Genomic DNA, 19,603 nt, shown 5'->3' on the forward strand with positions numbered 1-19,603 from the left:
ATTCGCAGGATGAATTTTAGCTGACCGGCAGCGGTGACTACCCCTTTGCTACGTGGAGCGCCCAGACCAGCGGGCGGGCCGCAAATTGCAAACCCATGATGGAGTTCCCCATGCTGTCCCAATTCCTTGAAGGCTTACGCGCCCGTCTTTTGACCACGTCCTCACTGGCCCAAGAGACATCCCGCGATGGCCAAACCCTTATTAACAACTTCTTCCAAAGCACCGTTGTCGATGACACTCCGGCCTTTGTTCTGGCCAATGATTTCTCGCGTCTGCTGAACTTCGGAGAAATCGTCACCAATAACGCGGTCGCGGCGGTTCTGGCGCAGGGTCAGGATGTCGATGTTTTCAACTTCCGCTCGGGCCGGATCGAGGCCAACTCTGGCCCCGACGCGTTGGCCACCGGGGTTCAGGTTACCGGCAGCGCCTCGGTCCGCAACTTTGGCGAGATCGCGGGTGAGTTCAACGGTGTGCAGTTTGCGGGTGCAGGCAGTTCGGGCAGCCTCGATAACTTCCGCGGCGGCGTGATCAGCTCAGACAGTCGCGCAGTCGACATTCAGGGCCAGGGCATCGATGTGCGCAACTTCGGCGACATCATCGGCACCGGCGATCAGCGCAACGGTACGATCTACACCAACAGCACCGCCGAAGATGTTTCGATCTCGAACTTCACGGGCGGCACCATTGATGCGGGTGAAGGCAACCAGGGCGCCGGTATTTCGCTGCAGGTCGGTGACGAGGTCGGCGACCGCGTGGAGACCGATGTGTTCAACGGTTTTGGCGCAACCATTCAGGGCCGAGGTCAGGCCGCGTCAAACACCGCGCTGGCCGGGGACGGGATCCGCATCGATGATGGCGCGGAAGGCATTATTCTGGAAACCGAAATCGTCAACAGCGGCCTGATCTCGACCGAGAGCAATCAGGGCACCGCCGCCGGTATCCGCATTGCAGATGGTGCAAACACCGAAGGCGAAATCCTGAACACCTCGACCGGTGTGATCGAAGGCCCGCGCAATGGCCTGTACATTGGCAACGGTGAACATGATCTGGACGTGCTGAACTTTGGCACCATCCAGTCGGGCAGCCGGGCGGTGAATATCGACGGCTCGGGCGTTGATCTGGTCAATGGCGGAGACATTCTGGGCACCGGCGATCAGCGCAACGGGACTGTCTATGCCGACGACACGGCGCGCGACTATTCGATCAACAACCTTGCGGCAGGCAGCATTGACGCGGGTGAACATAACGACGGAGCGGGGATTTCGCTGTCGCTGGCCGAAGATGGCAATGGCGAGGTCGAGATCACAAACGACGGCACCATCGCCGGACGGGGCAACGCAGGTGCCGGTCTTGGCACAGCCGGAGACGGCATCCGTCTGGAAGGGGCACGCCTGGAAGGCGGCGGCTTTGGCCCTGCCCTGTTTGCCGGCACCATCACCAACACCGGATCGGTCACGTCTGAGGGCGCCAATAACACTGTTGGTGCGTTCCGCGCTGTGAACAACGTCAACTTCCAGGGCCAGTTGGTCAACGAGGAAACAGGCCTGTTCGCGGGTGTTCAGAACGGTGTGTACTTTGGTACAGGTGATCACGCAGGTGGCTCCTTCGTCAACCGTGGCACCGTGACGTCGGACAGCCGGGCGCTGAACATTGACGGTGACGGGCTTGAGGTCGTGAACGAAGGCGACATCCTCGGCACCGGTAGCCAGCGCAACGGCACCGTTTATGCCGATGGCACGGCTGACAATTACAGCTTCACCAACACCGGCCGCGTCGATGCGGGCGAAGGCAATAACGGTTCGGCCGTTTCGCTGCAAACCGGCGATGTCTCGGGTGACGTTGTATCCGCAGTTGTGGTCAACGAAGGCACCTTTCAGGGGCGCGGCGACGCGGTTGAAGGCAATCAGGTCGGAGACGGTCTGCGCCTGTTCACCAGCCAGGATGATGCGGCTTTTGCAGGTGTGGTCGTCAACGAAGGCCTGATCGCCGGGTCCGAAGATTCGGACGCCGCCGCAGGTATTCGCGTGGATGGCGGTTTGAACCTTCTGGGTGCAATCCTGAACGAAGGTGAGATTCGCGGCTCGGTCAATGCAATCGACGCGTCGGATGCCGGCTCTGTGACCATCGTCAATGACGACGAAGGCGTGATCAACGGCAACGTTCTTCTGGGCGCGGGCGATGACATCTTCGTTGATCTGGGCGTCACCAACGGCGACATCGTCGGTGGCGCGGGCGATGATGTGTTGATCGCAGGCGAAGCTGACAATGTTCTGACCGGTGGCCTGGGTAATGACTTCATCGACGGCGGCGACGGCATCGACACGGCCGATTTCTCGGATCTGGATGTTGCGGTCGAGGTGTCTCTGGACGCCAACGGCAATGGCACCGCAACCCGCGACACCGGCTTCACCGTCACGGTCACCGATGCGGTGGTTGATGACCCGGACCAGTTCGGATCGAACATCCCGGACCCCTCGTGGTTTGTTGAGGAAGCGATCCTGGGCAACCTGTATTACAACATCCACACCTCGGATTTCCCGGGCGGTGAAATCCGCGGGCAACTGCTGGTGGACAGCGTTGAAACCGTGAACGGCATCCGGACAGTCACGCTCAGCGGTGGTCTGGACGCGTCGCAGGAACCGGGCCCGCTGTCGGACAGCGAAGCCACCGGGCAGGCCACAGTCGTCATCACTCAGAACCTGAACACGGGTGTCGTCACCTATTCCAGCGAACTGAGCGTCGTTGGCCTGAACGAGGCCGACCTGAACACGCCGATCCCGGGTGTTGTTTCGGCCATCCACCTGCACAATGCACCCGCCGGTCAGAATGGCGCGGTCGTGCAGGACACGCTGGTCGACGCAGGCGCCACGCTGGATACCCAAGCCACAGGCGGTACCGGTGTCATCGGCCAGGACGTCATCGATAACCAGATTGAGGTCGACACTCTGCGCTCGATCGAGCGGGTTGTCGGCTCGGATGACAGCGACACGATTGATGTGTCCGGCTTTGATGGTGTGACCGTTGATCTGGACCTGAGCGGCCCTGCACCGAACGCAGCGGGCAATGGTGATGAAGGCCCGCAGGACGCTGCCATTATCGTCAACGGTCAGATCGTCGCCGAAGTCGATGACTTCGAAAACGTTGTCGGTTCCAGCGGGGATGACCTGATCCTGGGCAACAACGAGTTCAACGTGCTCGACGGGGGTGCCGGGAATGATGCCATCCACTCTTTCGGTGGGGCTGACATCATCATCGGTGGCGAAGGCATCGATACTGCGCTGTTCACCGCAGGGCCGGGCGTTGTTCTCGACCTTGACGAAGACGGCAACGGTGTCGCCACGGTCAACGCACCGAACGGGGCTACACTGGATCAGGTGTTCGGCTTCGAAAACATCAACGGCTCGAACAATGCAGGCAGCCCGAATGGCGGCAATGATATCCTGTCGGGCAACTCAGGGGCCAACACCCTGAACGGTCAGGCCGGTGATGATGTGCTGAACGGTGAGGGTGGCAATGACATCCTGATCGGCGGCGCGGGCCAGGACACGTTCGTCTTTGCGGGCAATTTCGGGGACGATCTCATTCAGGACTTTGAGGTTGGCATTGACCAGCTGCAATTCGGTGACTTCGGTCCTGACTTTGGCGGCAACGTCAACGTCTCTCAGGACGGCGACGACGCGCTGATCTCCTTTGGAGACGCAGGTTCGGTCCGTCTGGCCGGCGTCAACAGCGCTGACCTGAATGAAGACGACTTCGTCGCATAAACAAGCAACAACGGGGCGGTCTTTCGGTCGCCCCGTTTGCCATACCGGAAAGGGCCCATGACATGTTCCAGAACACCAATCCCGTCAAATCCGCCTGGGGGTCGCTGCGTAAAGGCTTTGTTGCGGTTGCGGTCTTCAGCCTGTTTCTGAACCTTCTGATGCTGGCCGGACCGCTGTATATGCTACAGGTTTACGACCGCGTGCTGACCAGCCAAAACGCCGATACTCTGATTGCCCTGTCGCTGCTGCTGGCCGGGGTTTTTGTCGTGATCGCCTGCCTTGACCTGATGCGGATGCGCATCCTGGGCCGTCTGGCCGCCCGGTTCGAGCTGAGCGTCGGCGCCCCCGTTCTTGGTGCCGCCATGCAACGCCGGGTGCAGGGGGAAAACGAAGCCGGAGAAAACCTGGTTGAGGACGTGAACGGCTTTCGCGAGTTCATTTCGGGCACTACCCTGACCGCTTTCTTCGATGCGCCGTGGATACCGATTTACCTGTTGGTGCTATATGTTCTGCACCCGTTTCTGGGACTGTTGGGTCTGGCCGGAGCACTCACCCTGACCACAATGGCGCTGATCAACAACGCCCGCGCCCGTGAACCGATGCGGCAGGCATCGCAGGCGCGCGGACGTTCAGATGCTTTGTTCAAAACCGGGGACAGAAACGCCGAAGTTGTTCACGCGTTGGGAATGAAAGGCGATCTGGTGCGCCGATGGACGGCCCTGCAGGCGGACGCGCATAACCACAAAACCCGCGCCGCAGATCGGATTGCCAGCTTTTCGGTGATGTCCAAGACTATTCGAATGGGGTTGCAATCTGCGGCTCTGGGCCTTGGTGCTGCGTTGGCGATCACCGGAGAGTCCACCGCAGGTGTGATGATCGCCGCGACCATCGTTCTGGCCCGTGCGCTGGCTCCGATCGATCAGTTGATCGGCCAGTGGCGCTCGTTTCTGGCTGCGCGTGGATCGTACAGCAAGATCAAACGGCTGACCGAGGATTTTGCCGAAACGCCGCCCAACCTGCATCTGCCGCGTGCGTTCAAATCTATGGACGTCCGTATCGCGCAGGCGGCACCCCCGCGAGCATTGAGCGCAACGCTGCGCGGGATCGATTTCAGTCTGACAGCCGGTGACATTCTGGCCGTCATCGGCCAGAGCGGGTCGGGCAAGACCACCTTGGGCAAGATGCTGGCCGGCATCTGGCATCCGCAACGGGGTGAGGTTTTGCTGGATGGCAGCCCGATGTCGAAATGGAATGCCGAAGATTTGGGCAATCAGATCGGTTACCTGCCGCAGGATGTAGAGTTGTTCGACGGCACCATTCGCGAAAACATTGGCCGGTTTTCAACGGCCATCGACGATGCCGAAGTGCTGCGCGCGGCCCGAGAAGCCGGAGTGCATGAATTGATCAGCAGCTTGCCTGATGGCTACGAAACCCGGATCGGTCAGGGGTTCTTTCTGTCCGGCGGTCAGCGTCAGAGGCTGGCTCTGGCGCGGGCGCTGTATGGCGATCCGTTTGTGCTGGTTCTGGATGAACCGAACTCGGATCTGGATGCCGAGGGCGAGCAGGCCCTGCGCGATGCGCTGCTGGCCGTGCACGAACGGGGCGCGATTGCGATCGTGATGACCCATCGCCCGGCCACGTTGCAGGCCGCCAACAAGGTGCTGGTTCTGCGCAATGGCAGCCAGGCACAGTTTGGCGACAAACAGGACGTGTTGAAGGTGAACAGCCGGAACGTGCTGCAGACTGCTCAGCGCCCGGCAAATGAAACTCAGATCGCAGGAGCGGCCCAATGACGGACCTGATCAAGTATAAACCTTCCCGCAACGCCGTCGGTTTCCACGAGGCACAGTTGCAAGAGATCACCGATACGTCCTCAAGCATCGGGCGGTATGTGCTGTTCGGTCTGTTCACTCTGGCGGTGTTCGTCGGGGGCAGCGCCTATTGGGCTTTCGCCTCGAAGCTGGACGGGGCCGTCGTCGCGCCCGCCTCTTTCGTGGTAGAAGGAGACCGCAAGACGGTCGAGCATCTGGACGGCGGCATCATCCAGTCCATTCTGGTGGCAGACGGGCAATTCGTTGAGGCCGGGCAACCTCTGGTGCAGCTCGACACGACCGAGATCGACGTCGATCTCAGTGTGCAAGGCAGTCAGCTTGGCGAATTGTCCGTCCGCCGTGCGCGCCTGTTGGCGCAGATGAGCGGGCAGGCCGAATTTGACGAGGCCACCGCTTTGTCCGGGTTCCGCGAAGGGATGGAGCGTTTGCACTGGGTGTCTCCGTACTTGACGCAAAAGCAACTGTTCGACGCCGAGGCGAGAGCCCGCCGGACCGAGGCACAGATCAATGCGCAACGCATCACCGGGCTGCGCAATCAGATCGCAGGCCTGAACGAGCAACGAAAGGCCGCAAAGAACCAGCAAGAGATCACGCGGACCGAACTGACCAACCTGCAAGCCTTGTTGGCCAAGGGTTTGGTGGCCGTGACGCGGGTCAGTGCACGGCAAATCGAACTGGAACGGCTTGGCGGGGTAGACGCCTCGTTGCGCACCCAGATCGCGCAAGCCGAGGATCAGATGCGGGAATTGGAGCTGTCGCTGCTCAGCCAGAACAAACTGCGCGATGAGGTTCTCGCCGGGGAACTGGCCGTGGTTGAGGCTCAGCTTGATTTGGTTCGTCCGCAATTTGCCGGGACATTGAAACGCCTGAAGCGGACACGGGTTCTGGCGACCACCAGCGGACGGGTCGTGAACCTTGGTGTATCGACCATCGGAGGTGTGATCCGCCCGGGTGAGCCGATCATGGATATCGTTCCCGCCGATCAGGCGCTTATTGTCGAGGCGCGGGTCAAGACCGGAGATATAGACAAGCTGCGGATCGGTCAGTCCACCCGCATCCGTCTCTCGGCCTTTGCGCAGGCGGATGTGCCCGAGGCCACTGGTCGGATATTCGACATTTCGGCAGATGCGCTTGAGGATGACCGCACTGGCGAGACTTACTACAAGGCGCGGGTCAAGCTGGATACCGAGCAACCGCAGGACGTTGCCGCGCTGGAACTGGTGCCCGGTATGCCTGCCGATCTGTTCGTCAATACCGGCGAACGTGCGGTGATCAGCTATCTGTCGCAACCGATCAGCGACCGGCTGGCCAGAACGTTCATCGAATGAGTTCGCTCGCCTGTGCCTAATAAATAGGCACAGGCATTCGGTTTGGCGGAGTTTTCGTCGGCACGGATTTACATCGCGCATCGGCAGATTTCTACTTTGATGGAAATGATCAATGCCGCCGCCCCTGCCCTGCCCCTTCTGGTGTTTTCCGATCTGGATGGCACGTTACTGGATCACCACGACTATAACTGGGAAGCTGCTAGGCCAGGACTTGCCCGGCTGACGGAATTGGGTGCAGGGCTGGTTTTGGCCAGCAGCAAGACAGCTGCGGAAATCCGGTCTTTGCAGCAGGAGATGGGCCTGAGCCACATGCCCGCCATCGTTGAAAACGGGGCCGGTGTACTTTGGCCTGGAACAACGAATGCGGACGACGATTGCTATTTGCGTCTTCGGTCCCTGCTAAAGACTCTGCCGTCGGGTTTTGTCGGCTTTGGCGACCTGACTGACAAAGAAGTGGTGGAACAAACTGGTCTGAACCTTGCGCAAGCTGCCCTTGCCAAGAGGCGCAAGTTCAGCGAGCCGGGCCGGTGGACCGGGTCAGAGGCTGGCTTGCAGCAGTTTCTGTCAGCAGCCGAGCGCGCGGGGCTGCACACGCGGCAGGGCGGGCGGTTTCTGACCCTTTCATTTGGCGCGACCAAGGCGGATGCGATGAAGGATATTGTCGGCCATCTGACACCTGCCCGTACCTTGGCTCTGGGTGATGCGCCAAATGACAGCGAAATGATCCGCGCGGCCGATCAGGGTGTGATCATCGCCAATCCGGACGGCCCCTCCATCCCCCGCTTCCCGCCCGAAGCCGAGGCGCGGATTCTCAGAACAACTAACAGCGGCCCGCGCGGCTGGTCCGAAGCGATCCTGACGCTGACGGCAGGGCTCTGACCCGGAAAAGGCTCCAGACATGGCAGATTTTCACCAGAACGGAAACATCACCACCCTGCACAACCTGCGCAGCAGACCGGCGGGTCACCTGGCGCATGAGATTTCGGTTTATGCCGAAACGCGCAAGATCACCCTGATCCTGCCGTGCCTTTATTCCGAACTGGAAGGCCCGGCATTGGCGGGCATTCTGAAGGAGCTGGCGCAGGTGTCCTATCTGCATCGAGTTATCATCGGTCTGGATCAGGCAGATGAGGCGCAGTACCGCCACGCCCGCGCCTTCTTTGCCGATCTGCCGCAAAACCACGCGGTGATCTGGAACGACAGCCCGCGCCTGACTGAACTGCAAACCCAACTGCAGGGCTTGGGGCTGGCTCCTCAGGAGCCGGGCAAAGGTAAGAACGTCTGGTCCTGCATCGGGTACCTGCTGGCCTGTGCCGACAGTTCGGTGATGGCAATTCATGATTGCGATATCGTGACTTACGACCGCCAGATGCTGGACCGGCTGGTCTATCCGGTCGTCAACCCGACCTTTCCATTCCAGATGGCCAAAGGGTTTTACCCCCGCGTTGGCGAAGGCAAGTTGAATGGCCGCGTCACCCGCCTGCTGGTCAGCCCTCTGCTGATCGCGCTGAAAAAAGTGATCGGGGATCGCGATTACCTCGATTACCTGCGCAGCTTCCGCTATCCGCTGTCGGGTGAGTTCGCCATCCGCACCCCGACCCTGCCCGATTTGCGCATCCCATCGGACTGGGGGTTGGAAATCGGCGTTCTGTCCGAGGCGTGGCGCAATCTGGCGCCGAAATCCGTCTGTCAGGTCGAGATCGCCGACAATTACGACCACAAACATCAGGACCTGTCGCCCGAGGACGCCAACCGCGGCCTGTCGCGCATGTCCACCGATATCTGTAAGGCGATCTTCCGCAAGCTGGCGGCTGATGGCACCGTGTTCACACCCAACACCTTCCGCACGCTCAAGGCCACCTACTATCGATCCGCGCTGGACCTGTTGGAGGGCTATTATACCGACGCCAAGATGAACGGGCTGGAACTGGACCGTCACAAGGAAGAGAAGTCCATCGAACTGTTTGCCGAAAACATCATTCGCGCCGGGCAGATCTTCCTCGACAACCCGCACGAGACGCCGTTCATCCCGACATGGAACCGTGTCCATTCGGCGGACCCTGAATTCCTGCTGCGCCTGAAAGCGGCGGTGTCCGAAGATTTGGCGCAATTCACGCCGCGTTCGTGATCCAGCGGCACTGATACGGCGCCAACACGATATCGGGGCCGTTGGCGGCAAGGATTTCTCCGGTCAGCGCATCGGTCCAGACCTCGTCGGCGATCATGTTGATCTCGGCAGGGCCGACATGGACCGGTTCGGCCGAAACATTGTGCAGCGCAAAGATCGACTGGCTGCGGTCCAGGCTCTGCCGCCAGATGCCAAAGACACGGTCGCCCAGCCGCAGGGTGAATTGCGTCGCGTTTGGGTGAAACGCCGGTTGCCGCGCCCGCAGGCGCAGGCGGCGAGACAATTCCGACAACACCAGCGCCTGATTGGAGCCCGGATCGGCCAGCCGTGCGAGCAAATCGGGGTAATGCCAGCGGTGCCGGTTGATCGCCCGGTTCATGCCGCGCCGCGCAACCGCCTCGTGATCGTTGGGCGTGGCCAGCAGAGAGTGGATGTAGAAGGCCGGTATGCCCTCAAGTGACATGACGATGGTCTGGGAACAGATGAACCGGGCCAGATGGTATTGATCGGGACCGTGGAAGGTCTCGGACATCGCCTCGAAATACCCGCAGTTCAGCTCATATGGCTCCTCGCGCCCGTCCGGCAGTGCCCGCATCGACACCAGCCCGCCGATCCGCCGCACGGTGTCGATCATGCGGTCTTTCTCGTCCGGGGGCAGAACGCCTTCGGCGGGACGCATCCCGATGCCGTCATGGCTGGCGGTGAAGTTCAGATAGGCACAGCCCAGCTGCGCAGGCGGCATCGCGGCCTGCCATTCACGCAAGTATCGCGCAGTGCCCGACTGCATCGCGTGCAGGATCAGCGGCGGCAGAGGGAAATTGTAAACCGCGTGCGCTTCATTCCGGTTGCCGAAATAGCTGAGGTTCTCGGTGCGCGGCACGTTGGTCTCGGTCAGCAGCACCAGCGTTTCGGTGGCGTAGTCACACAGCAGCCGCAACAGTTGCACGATGGCATGGGTCTGCGGCAGGTGAATGCAATTGGTGCCGATCTCTTTCCAGACAAAGGCCACCGCATCCAGCCGCAGGATACGCACCCCCTTGTCGATATGCAGGCGGATGATCCTCAGCATCTCGATCAGCACTTCGGGGTTCGAGAAATCCAGATCCACCTGATCGTGGCTGAATGTGCACCAGACGTGTTTCTCGCCCTGATTGGTTTCGACCTGCCGCAGCAAAGGCGTGGTGCGCGGGCGCACGACCTGAGACAGATCATCCTCGGGCGAGGCTTCGTAAAAGAACCGGTCGTGCGGAGGTTTCCCCTGCAGGAAGTTGGTGAACCACGCGCCCTGGCTTGAGACATGGTTCAGCACCAGATCGGACATCAGGTGAAAATCCCCCGCGATCCGGGTTATATCCGCCCAATCCCCCAATTGCGGGCTGACGGAATAGTAGTCGGACACCGCAAACCCGTCGTCCGAGGTGAAGGGAAAGAACGGCAGGATGTGGACCCCGTTCACCACGCCGCTCAGATGTCTGAGCAGGAAATCATGCAGCAGGTCCAGCGGTTTGTGGGCCTGATCCTCGATCGAGTTGCCATAGGTGATCAGGACGCTGTCTTTCTCTGACCACAGCTTGTTGCCCGGCTTGCGCCCTTGTTTGCGCCGGTGCGTCCCCGCTGGCCAAAAGGCCTCGATGATTTCACGAGCCAGTTCGGCTTGATCATGATCAGGGTAAATCTGAACGAGCAGATCGGTCAGTCGGCGGGAAAAGCTGGTGTTCGCACTGGTCAAGGGTCACAGGGCCTTCGCTGTATCCGCCCGATGGTTTTCCAGAACGGCCCACCTGTCAAACTTCAACTGTGTGATTAGCCTTTGTTCGTGCAAATGCCCGCGCGCCTGCCCAAATCTTGATCAGACCCCGTAGCGGGCCATGAACATGTCCACAGCCTGCAGTGCGATTGCGTCGATTTCCGGCTGGCTGAAACTGGTCTGGATGCCCAAAGCCGCCTTGGTCCAGATGCGCACCTTGCACAGTTCCGAGAATTGTTCCGCCGCGATCTGGACGTCCTCGATGGCCAGCTCACCCTTTTGGACCGCCTTTTCCAGATATTCGACCATGTGGCGCTGGCCGTTCTGAGGCCCGGCTTCGAAAAACGCCATGCCCAGCTCGGGGAACCGGTCACGTTCGGCCACGCAGATCCGAAAGACCTGTTGCGAGAAATCCGACACCAGAAAAGCGGTCAGCTGCGTGGCGGTGATCGTCAGAACCTCGCGCGCCGGTTTGGAATCATCGATCATCGAGATGACGTTTTCGGCCAGACGCTTGCACTCGGTCTGCGCGACCTCCATGAACAGAAGCCGTTTGTCGGGGAAGTAGCTGTAGAGCGTTGCCTTGGACACACCGGCGGCGCGTGCGATGTCATCGACGCTTGCACCTTCGAACCCATCCGCCATGAAAACCTCTCGGGCGCCACGCAAAACCTGATCGAATTTGCGGCCCGTACGAAGGATGGCGGCTGTCTCTGTCATGGGCTCTCCTGGGTTAGATGATCCCCTAAAACTATAAACCGTTCAGTTCAGATACAACGATTCGCGTGACTTCCACCGAAGTGACGTGGTGAAATCCGTTCATTTTCCCGTCAGAACCTGGTGTCAGTTCATTGCGCCGGCTAAAGGCTTGCCGACCCGTCAAACAATGCTAACACTCTGGCCATGGTCGATATCTTTCTACGTACGCTTCCGTTTTTTGCGATCATCGGCCTGGGGTACTGGGCCGGGCGCAGCCGGTTTTTCACCGAGGAAGCGACGGCCTATCTGACCAAATTCGTGTTCTTCTTTGCGCTGTCGGCAATGTTGTTCCGTTTTGCCGCCACCCTGCCCTTTGCCGAGATTTTCAACGGCCGCCTTGTCATGGGCTATTTGCTGGGCACGGTCGTTGTCTATGTGCTGGCGACACTGGTGGCCTGGATGCGGGGGCTCGACATCCCCACCGCCGCAGTCGAGGCCCAATGCGCCGCCATCGGCAATGTCGGATTTCTGGGCCTGCCGATGCTGGCCCTGCTGTTGTCCGAGGCCGCCATTGGACCGGTGATGCTGGTTTTGACGGTTGATCTGGTGGTGTTTTCGTCCCTGATCGTGATTTTGATCAATGCCGGGCGCGACGGGCGATTGACACCTGCGACTCTGCGGTTGATCGGGCTGGGACTGATCAAGAATCCAATGATCGTATCGATTTCCGCCGGGATATTGTGGTCGGCGTTTCAGGTGCCGGTTCCGGAGCCTCTGAACGACTTTCTGACCATTTTGGGCGGGGCCGCTACACCGGGGGCGCTGTTTGCAATCGGCGCTTCGCTGGCATCCAAGTCGGCAGAACGCGTGCAGGTCGCCGCCTGGCTGAGTTTTTGCAAACTTGTCATCCACCCGGCCTGCGTTGCCGTGGCGCTGCTGTGGGTGATTCCGGTGGCTGCGTTTCCGGCTGCGGTGGCCATTGCAGCTGCCGCTCTGCCAGTGGCGGGCAATGTCTACATTCTGGCAGCCCATTACGGCGTGGCCCCGCATCGGGCGTCGGCAGCCATCCTGCTGTCCACGGCGGCCAGTATCCTGACTGTACCGGTCGTGATCGCCTGGGTCGCAACACTCTGAGCTTCATCTTTTAAAAAATACTCTCGCCGAAGGCACGCGGCCTTTACGCCGGGTCCTTGGAGGGTTAGCCATATCGCGACCCAAAGCTAAGGACTCTGCCAGATGGAAACCCTTTCGGAAAACGCCTGTTTCGGCGGTGTGCAGGGCGTTTACCGCCATACCTCCGCAGCCTGCCAATGCGACATGACTTTCGGCCTGTTTCTTCCCGCCGAAGCCAAGGATGGCCCGGTTCCGGTTCTGTGGTACCTGTCTGGCCTGACCTGCACCCATGAGAACGCCATGACCAAGGCCGGCGCGCAGGCTTGGGCGGCGGAACAGGGCATCGCCGTGGTGTTCCCCGACACCTCGCCGCGTGGCGAAGGCGTGGCCGACCACGAGGATTACGATCTTGGTCAGGGCGCGGGGTTTTATGTGAACGCAACACAGACGCCCTGGGCGCCGCATTTCAACATGTGGGACTACGTGGCCGAAGAACTGCCCGCCCTGCTGGCCGAAAACTTTGCCATCGACATGGACCGTCAGGCCATCACCGGTCATTCGATGGGCGGTCACGGCGCGCTGACACTGGCGATGAACCTGCCGGGGCGGTTTCGGTCTGTCTCGGCCTTTGCGCCGATTTCGAACCCGACCGGGGCGGATTGGGGGCGCAAGCAACTCAGCGCCTATCTGGGCGGGGATGAGGCCGCGTGGGCCAAGCATGACGCCTCGATGATGATGAAGGAAAAGGGGTTCGACGGCCCAATCCTGATCGACACCGGCGCAAATGACCAGTTCATCGACCTGCTGCGCCCCGAGGCACTGGCGCAAGCAATTGCCGAACGTCGCCAACAGGCCACCTATCGTCTGCAGCCCGGCTATGACCATTCATATTTCTTTGTGTCGACCTTCATGGAAGACCACATCACCTTCCACGCCGAAGCACTGTACGGGGACTGAGGCATGAGCAAATACGACTATGACCTGATCATCATCGGGTCCGGGCCTTCGGGACGTTCGGCGGCGATTCAGGCGGGTAAGCTGAAACGCCGGGTTCTGGTGATCGACCGCAAGGACCGGTTCGGTGGCGTGTCGGTGCATACCGGAACTATCCCGTCCAAGACCCTGCGCGAAACGGTGCTGAACCTGTCCGGCTGGCGCGAACGCAGCTTTTACGGCCGCTCCTACCGGGTCAAAGATCAGATCCGGGCCGAGGACCTCAAGGCGCGCCTGCACATGACGCTGGATCACGAGGTCGATGTGCTGGAGCACCAGTTCAACCGCAACCACGTGGAAACTCTGGACGGCCTTGCCAAGTTCGTCGGCCCGCATGAGGTCGAGGTCGCCACGGACGCGGGTGAAACCACACGCCTGACGGCTGCCAAGTTCCTGATCGCAACCGGAACCAAGACCTATCGCCCGGATTACGTGCCCTTCAACGGCAAGACGGTCGTTGACGGGGATGAGTTTCTGGAAATGGCCGAAATCCCCCGCTCGCTGGTCGTGATCGGCGCCGGGGTGATCGGGGTGGAATATGCCACCATGTTTTCGGCGCTGGATGTCCGGGTGACGCTGATCGAACCGCGCGACACCTTTCTGGATTTCATCGACAGCCGCCTGATCCATGATTTCACCCATCAGATTCGTGAAAACGGTGTTGATCTGCGGCTGGGGTCTGCAGTCGAAAAGATCGAAGACGCAGGCGAGCATGTCGAAGTCACGCTGGATAACGGCCGCCATGTCAGGGCCGAAATGTTGTTGTTCGCCGCGGGACGGATGGGTGCCACATCCAAGCTGAATCTCGATGCCGTCGGGTTGGAAACGGACCACCGCAACCGGATCAAGGTGGACCGCAAGACCTATCAGACCGCTGTGCCGCATATCTACGCCACAGGCGACGTGATCGGCCATCCGTCGCTGGCCTCGACCTCGCTGCAGCAAGGCCGCGTCGCCGCCTGTCACGCGCTGGACACCCCGACCCTGCCCGAAAGCCCATGGTATCCTTACGGGATTTACTCGGTGCCCGAGATTTCCACCTGCGGCATGTCCGAGGAAGAATTGCAGGAGCGCGGCATTCCCTATGAGGTGGGCGTTGCGCGTTTCCGCGAAACCTCGCGCGGGCATATCATGGGGTTGGAGCACGGCATGCTGAAGATGCTGTTCTCGCTGAAAACCCGCCGGGTTCTTGGGGTGCAGATCGTCGGCGAAGGCGCGACCGAGTTGATCCACATTGCGCAGGCGGTGCTGAACCTGAAGGGTACGGTGGACTACTTCGTGCAGAACACGTTCAACTATCCGACGCTGGCCGAGGCTTACAAGATCGCGGGTCTGGACGCGTTTAACCGGATGCCGATCCCCGAAGAGTTCAAGGTGCGCAAGATATCCGCCGAGTCTGCGAAGAAACAGGTCAAGAAGGCGTGACCACGCTCTATGTCGATGGTGATGCCTGCCCGGTAAAGGCCGAGGCCGAGCGCGTAGCGACCCGGCACAAGGTGCCGATGGCGCTGGTCTCAAACGGCGGGCTGCGGCCATCGGTAAACCCTTTGGTGCAGGTCGTCATCGTGGCGGAAGGCGCGGATGAGGCCGATAAGTGGATTGCGGAACGCTGCGGGCTTGGGGATGTGGTGGTGACCTCGGACATTCCCCTGGCTGCGAAATGCGTCGAGGCCGGAGCGCGGGTGCTGCGCCCCAATGGTGAGGCGTTCACTGCGGCCAATATCGGCCAGCAACTGGCGATGCGCGATCTTATGGCGGACCTGCGGGCGGCCAATCCGCTGGGAGCTGGCGGTGGCGGCAAGCCTTTCGGCAAGGCGGACCGGTCCCGGTTTTTGGACGCGCTGGAGCGGGAACTCAGGTCGGCCCTGAGGGGGTAACCCTCCCGCCCGTCAGAGACGCATCGAAGATGCGCCTCCTCCGGTTGGGCCGGGCAGCGCTGCGCGCTGCGGTTCGGCCCTTGTAAATCCGGGCGGGGATTGGTTCAGTCGGCGCTAGCAGGATTGTTTTGACAGGGGCACACCATGCCGATTGAAGCCGTGATTTTCGACATCGGGAACGTTCTGATCGAATGGCAGCCCGAACGCTACTACGACAAGGTGATCGGGGAAGAGCGCCGCCGAGCCATGTTCACCGAGGTCGATCTGCACGGTATGAACGACCTGGTGGACCAGGGTCACCACTTCACCGACACGATCTATGACTGGGCCGAGAAATACCCTGAATGGCGCGACGAGATTCGCATGTGGCATGACAAGTGGATCGAGTTGGCCGCGCCCGAGATTCCGCATTCCGTCCGTTTGCAGCGGGCGTTACGCGCCAAGAAAATCCCGGTTTTTGCGCTGACCAATTTCGGGGTGCAGAATTTCGACTATGCCACCACGGTCTACCCGTTCCTGAACGAGTTCGACCGGCAGTATGTCTCGGGCCGTATGAAGGCGGTGAAACCGCATGTTCCGATCTATGAAATGGTCGAGGCCGATTGTGGGGTCGCACCCGGGGCCCTGCTGTTCGCGGATGATCGGATCGACAATATCGAAACGGCGCGGGCGCGCGGGTGGCAGACGCATCACTTCACTGACCCGCAAGGTTGGGCAGATCGCCTGGTCGCCGAGGGCCTGTTGACCAAGGATGAGGCGCGGTGAATGTGCTACAGATTCCGTTTGCTGACGGAGAGGCAAATCTGGACTGGTTGGAACTGACCCGCGCCATCGCCGAAGGACATCAACGGCCCAAGGCGCAGATAGAGGACACGTTTCTGTATCGCGGTGCGGATACGCTGCTGTCGCGGTCTGCCTGGGTCGATGGGCTGGGCATTGCGGTGAAATCCACCACCATTTTTCCGGGCAATGTGCAGGCCGGGCGTCCTGCGATCGATGGGTCTGTGTGCGTTTATGACGACGCAGATGGGCGATTGGCGGCGCTGGTCGACTTTTTCCTGGTGACCAAGTGGAAGACCGCGGGGGACAGTCTGCTGGGTGCGCTGCGGTTGGCCAACCCGGACAGCCGCAACATTCTGATTGTCGGCGCGGGCCCTGTTGCCGAATCCCTGTGCGAAGCTTTTGCCGCCGGTTTCCCGCAGGCCGCAATACGATTGTGGAACCGCACAAGTTCCAAGGCCGAAGCTTTGGCCACGAAACTGGGTCACATCGACGTTGAATATGATCTGGCCGATGCTGTGGACCGGGCCGACATTATCCTGACCGCTACAATGAGCACCCAGCCTTTCATCAGGGGCGAATGGTTGCGCCCCGGTCAGCATCTGAACCTTGTCGGTGCGTATCGGCCAGAAATGCGCGAGGCCGAAGACCTGGCGCTGCAACGCGCCCGTATCTACATGGACAGCTTTGATTCAACCGTTGATCATATTGGTGAGATCAAGATTCCGATTGAAAAGGGCGTGATCACGCGTGGCGACTTGGTGGCCGACTATTACGATCTGGACCGGTTTGCCCCCGATCCAACCGCAATCACGCTGTTCAAGAATGGTGGCGGGGCGCATCTGGACCTGATGACCAGCCAGTACATTATCAGCAAATACAAGGCGTAATCAGGCGATGACGGCCATCTGAGGTCTGTTCTCGCGGATGGGTAGGTGGACGATTGCGCTAAAGGCGCCGACGGCCACGCCGATCCACCAGACCATCGTATAGTCGCCGTAGACGTCATACATACGACCGCCGAGCCAGACCCCGAGGAAGCCTCCGATCTGGTGGCTGAGGAAGATAAAGCCGTAGAGCGTGCCCATGTAGCGCAGCCCATAGAGATGCGCGACGAGGCCCGAGGTCAGCGGAACTGTGGCCAGCCAGAGCGAGCCCATGACGATCGAGAACACGATGACCGACATCGGGGTGATCGGCATGAGGATGAAGAGGGCGGCGGCAAGCGTGCGGCCGGTATAAATGGCTGCCAGCAAGTATTTCTTGGGGAAGTGGTTGCCAGCCCAACCGGCCAGCAACGTACCGCCGATATTGGCCAGCCCTACCAGCGAGATGGCCACCGCCCCAAGGGCTGACGTGGTGGTGATGCCCAGCGAATGCAGGACGCCGCCGGGCTGGATCGGGCCGCACATCTCGGTCACGAAGGCGGGGAAATGTGCGGTGATGAAGGCCAGTTGGTAGCCGCAGCTGAAAAAGCCCAGAAAGATCATCGCATAAGACGGGTCACGGAAGGCCCGGCCTAAGATCTGGCTCATGCTCTCTTCCAGCTCCGCCTTGCTGACCGGCTGCGGTGCGCGCATGAAGGGCAGCGTCAGCACCAGGGCGAGGATTGCAGCGGCGAAGACGATGAAAACCTGTTGCCAGGGCAGGAAGGTCAGCAGCCACTCGGCCGTTGGCGCACCGATCACCTGACCGAAACTGCCCGCCGCCGTGACAATGGCCAGAGACATCGAGCGGTTCTTGTCCGACGATGCGCGCCCAACTACAGCCAGCACCACGCCGAACCCGGTGCCGGCGATGCCGAAGCCCACCAGCCATGCGTACATCTGGTGACCAAACGGCGTGACCGACCAGGCCGACAGCACCATCCCGGCGGCGTAGGTCAGCGCGCCCAGAATGATCGCCTTGCGGTCCCCGACCTTTTCGGCGATCGCGGCAAAGATCGGTTGCCCGATCCCCCAAGCGAGGTTCTGGATCGCAATCGCCAGCGAAAAATCGGTGCGCAGCCAGCCAAACTCGCTGGCAATCGGAATCTGGAACACCCCGAATGAGGCGCGCACGGCGAAACTGACCGCGATGATGATACATCCAACGATCAGGATCGGGTTCAGCAGGCGGGCGGATTGCGGCATCGAGACCTCGGGGTTAGGTCTGGTGGACGTTATGGATTTTGCACATAGCGTCAAATCAGCAGTTTTGCGGTCTCGGTTAAGGAAAATTGATGCGTCGACAAAATGGCTGCTTTTCAAGCCTTAATGGGGGCGCTATGGCTCAGGTTCATGACGGATTTAATTTCGCTTTATAACGACCGCATTGCCGAGGGCATTCTGACACGGGATGACGCGCAAGAGGCCGTGCTGCCGCATTTCGAGCGCATCCGCACAGCCCTTGCCGCTCCGGTCAAGCGGGGGTTGTTTCGCAAGGCTCCGCCGCCGCCGAAAGGGCTGTACCTGTGGGGCGGCGTCGGGCGTGGCAAGTCGATGTTGATGGATATGTTCGTTGATGCGCTGGGGGATATCCCTGCGCGGCGCGTACACTTCCACGCTTTCATGCAGGAAATCCATGCGGGTATGCACAAGGCCCGTCAGGAGGGGGTCGAGGATGCGCTGGCCCCGGTGGCGCAGGAGGTTGTGAAGACGGTCAAGCTGTTGGCCTTTGACGAGATGCAGATCACCGATATCACCGATGCGATGATCGTGGGGCGGCTGTTCGACCTGCTGTTCGAGGGTGGGGTTGTGGTCGTGACGACCTCGAACCGGCATCCCGACGATCTTTATAAGGACGGGCTGAACCGGCAGCTGTTCCTGCCTTTCATCGCCCATATCAAGGAGCAGCTACGGGTATGGGAGCTGGTCTCGCCCACCGATTATCGCCAGAACCGGTTGAAAGGGTCACCGGTTTACTTCACGCCGATCGGCCCCGAAGCGCGGCAGAGCGTTCGCAGTGTCTGGCAAGACTTGTCCGGGGGCACGGCCGAGCCGCTGATCCTGCAGGTCAAGGGGCGCGCGGTTGAGCTGCCTGCGTTTCGCAACGGGGTTGCGCGGGCGTCGTTCTATGATCTGTGCGGACGGATGCTGGGGCCGGCAGATTATCTGGCGATAGCAGAGGAACTGAAGGTTCTGGTGCTGGAAGATATCCCGCGCCTGTCGCGGAACAACTTCAACGAAGCCAAGCGGTTCGTGACGCTGATTGATGCGCTGTATGAAGCAAAGGTGCGTCTGATCTGTTCCGCCGCAGCCGAGCCAGAGATGCTGTATGTCGAGGGCGAAGGGACGTTTGAATTTGAACGCACCGCCTCGCGCCTTCGGGAAATGCAGGATCAGGGTTGGGGAAAATAGGGGG

At 60.5% G+C, this 19,603-nt stretch carries 15 protein-coding genes; 12 read left to right on the top strand and 3 right to left on the bottom strand.

The features are described 5' to 3' along the window. Positions 1-110 precede the first annotated feature (110 nt). The 5 genes from ACR0DO_RS10765 (at position 111) to ACR0DO_RS10785 (ending at position 9,052) form a co-directional block, all read left to right on the top strand. A complete protein-coding gene (locus ACR0DO_RS10765; RefSeq protein ID WP_480558601.1) occupies positions 111-3,764 on the top strand; it encodes a beta strand repeat-containing protein in 3,654 nt (1,217 codons plus the stop codon). A 62-nt stretch (positions 3,765-3,826) separates the two neighbouring features. Next, positions 3,827-5,557 carry a type I secretion system permease/ATPase gene (locus ACR0DO_RS10770; protein WP_480558603.1) on the top strand — a complete coding sequence of 577 codons (1,731 nt, stop codon included), beginning with the start codon at positions 3,827-3,829 and terminating at the stop codon, positions 5,555-5,557. Beyond that, on the top strand, positions 5,554-6,924 hold the full coding sequence (locus tag ACR0DO_RS10775; RefSeq protein WP_480558605.1) for an HlyD family type I secretion periplasmic adaptor subunit: 1,371 nt from the start codon (positions 5,554-5,556) through the stop codon (positions 6,922-6,924). Before ACR0DO_RS10770 ends, ACR0DO_RS10775 begins: the two co-directional genes overlap by 4 nt. 99 nt (positions 6,925-7,023) lie before the next feature. After that, entirely contained in the window at positions 7,024-7,803 is a 780-nt protein-coding gene (locus tag ACR0DO_RS10780; RefSeq protein WP_480558607.1) for an HAD-IIB family hydrolase, read from the top strand. Positions 7,804-7,822: 19 nt separating this feature from the next. Then, on the top strand, positions 7,823-9,052 hold the full coding sequence (locus tag ACR0DO_RS10785; protein WP_170446496.1) for a glycosyltransferase family protein: 1,230 nt from the start codon (positions 7,823-7,825) through the stop codon (positions 9,050-9,052). Here ACR0DO_RS10785 and ACR0DO_RS10790 read toward each other — a convergent pair. Further along, positions 9,036-10,781, bottom strand: coding sequence for a sugar phosphorylase (locus ACR0DO_RS10790; RefSeq protein WP_480558609.1), 1,746 nt, complete (start codon positions 10,779-10,781; stop codon positions 9,036-9,038). The genes ACR0DO_RS10785 and ACR0DO_RS10790 overlap by 17 nt on opposite strands. A 120-nt stretch (positions 10,782-10,901) precedes the next feature. Further along, positions 10,902-11,519 (bottom strand): TetR/AcrR family transcriptional regulator, encoded by a 618-nt coding sequence (locus ACR0DO_RS10795; RefSeq protein ID WP_480558611.1) that lies wholly within the window; start codon positions 11,517-11,519, stop codon positions 10,902-10,904. A gap of 183 nt (positions 11,520-11,702) precedes the next feature. Between ACR0DO_RS10795 and ACR0DO_RS10800 the strand changes: the two genes are divergently transcribed. The 6 genes from ACR0DO_RS10800 to ACR0DO_RS10825 all read left to right on the top strand — a co-directional run bounded on the left by ACR0DO_RS10800 (position 11,703) and on the right by ACR0DO_RS10825 (position 17,151). Beyond that, a complete protein-coding gene (locus ACR0DO_RS10800; protein ID WP_480558613.1) occupies positions 11,703-12,632 on the top strand; it encodes an AEC family transporter in 930 nt (309 codons plus the stop codon). Positions 12,633-12,734: 102 nt separating this feature from the next. After that, on the top strand, positions 12,735-13,568 hold the full coding sequence (fghA, locus tag ACR0DO_RS10805) for an S-formylglutathione hydrolase (RefSeq protein ID WP_170673774.1): 834 nt from the start codon (positions 12,735-12,737) through the stop codon (positions 13,566-13,568). 3 nt (positions 13,569-13,571) lie between these two features. Further along, positions 13,572-15,029 carry a Si-specific NAD(P)(+) transhydrogenase gene (gene sthA / locus ACR0DO_RS10810; RefSeq protein WP_480558615.1) on the top strand — a complete coding sequence of 486 codons (1,458 nt, stop codon included), beginning with the start codon at positions 13,572-13,574 and terminating at the stop codon, positions 15,027-15,029. Next, complete coding sequence (locus tag ACR0DO_RS10815) at positions 15,026-15,481, top strand: YaiI/YqxD family protein (protein ID WP_480558617.1); 456 nt, start codon at positions 15,026-15,028, stop codon at positions 15,479-15,481. Before sthA ends, ACR0DO_RS10815 begins: the two co-directional genes overlap by 4 nt. Positions 15,482-15,625: 144 nt before the next feature. Further along, entirely contained in the window at positions 15,626-16,246 is a 621-nt protein-coding gene (locus ACR0DO_RS10820) for an HAD family hydrolase (protein ID WP_480558619.1), read from the top strand. Beyond that, complete coding sequence (locus ACR0DO_RS10825; protein ID WP_480558621.1) at positions 16,243-17,151, top strand: ornithine cyclodeaminase family protein; 909 nt, start codon at positions 16,243-16,245, stop codon at positions 17,149-17,151. The genes ACR0DO_RS10820 and ACR0DO_RS10825 overlap by 4 nt, the downstream gene beginning before the upstream one ends. Here the strand turns inward: ACR0DO_RS10825 and ACR0DO_RS10830 are convergent, their stop codons facing one another. Then, positions 17,152-18,393: an MFS transporter gene (locus tag ACR0DO_RS10830; RefSeq protein ID WP_480558623.1), complete on the bottom strand. Its 1,242-nt coding sequence runs from the start codon at positions 18,391-18,393 to the stop codon at positions 17,152-17,154. Positions 18,394-18,540: 147 nt separating this feature from the next. Between ACR0DO_RS10830 and zapE the strand changes: the two genes are divergently transcribed. Beyond that, positions 18,541-19,599: a cell division protein ZapE gene (gene zapE / locus ACR0DO_RS10835; RefSeq protein WP_480558625.1), complete on the top strand. Its 1,059-nt coding sequence runs from the start codon at positions 18,541-18,543 to the stop codon at positions 19,597-19,599. Positions 19,600-19,603: the final 4 nt, after the last annotated feature.

Source organism: Ruegeria sp. AM9, from assembly GCF_056540565.1.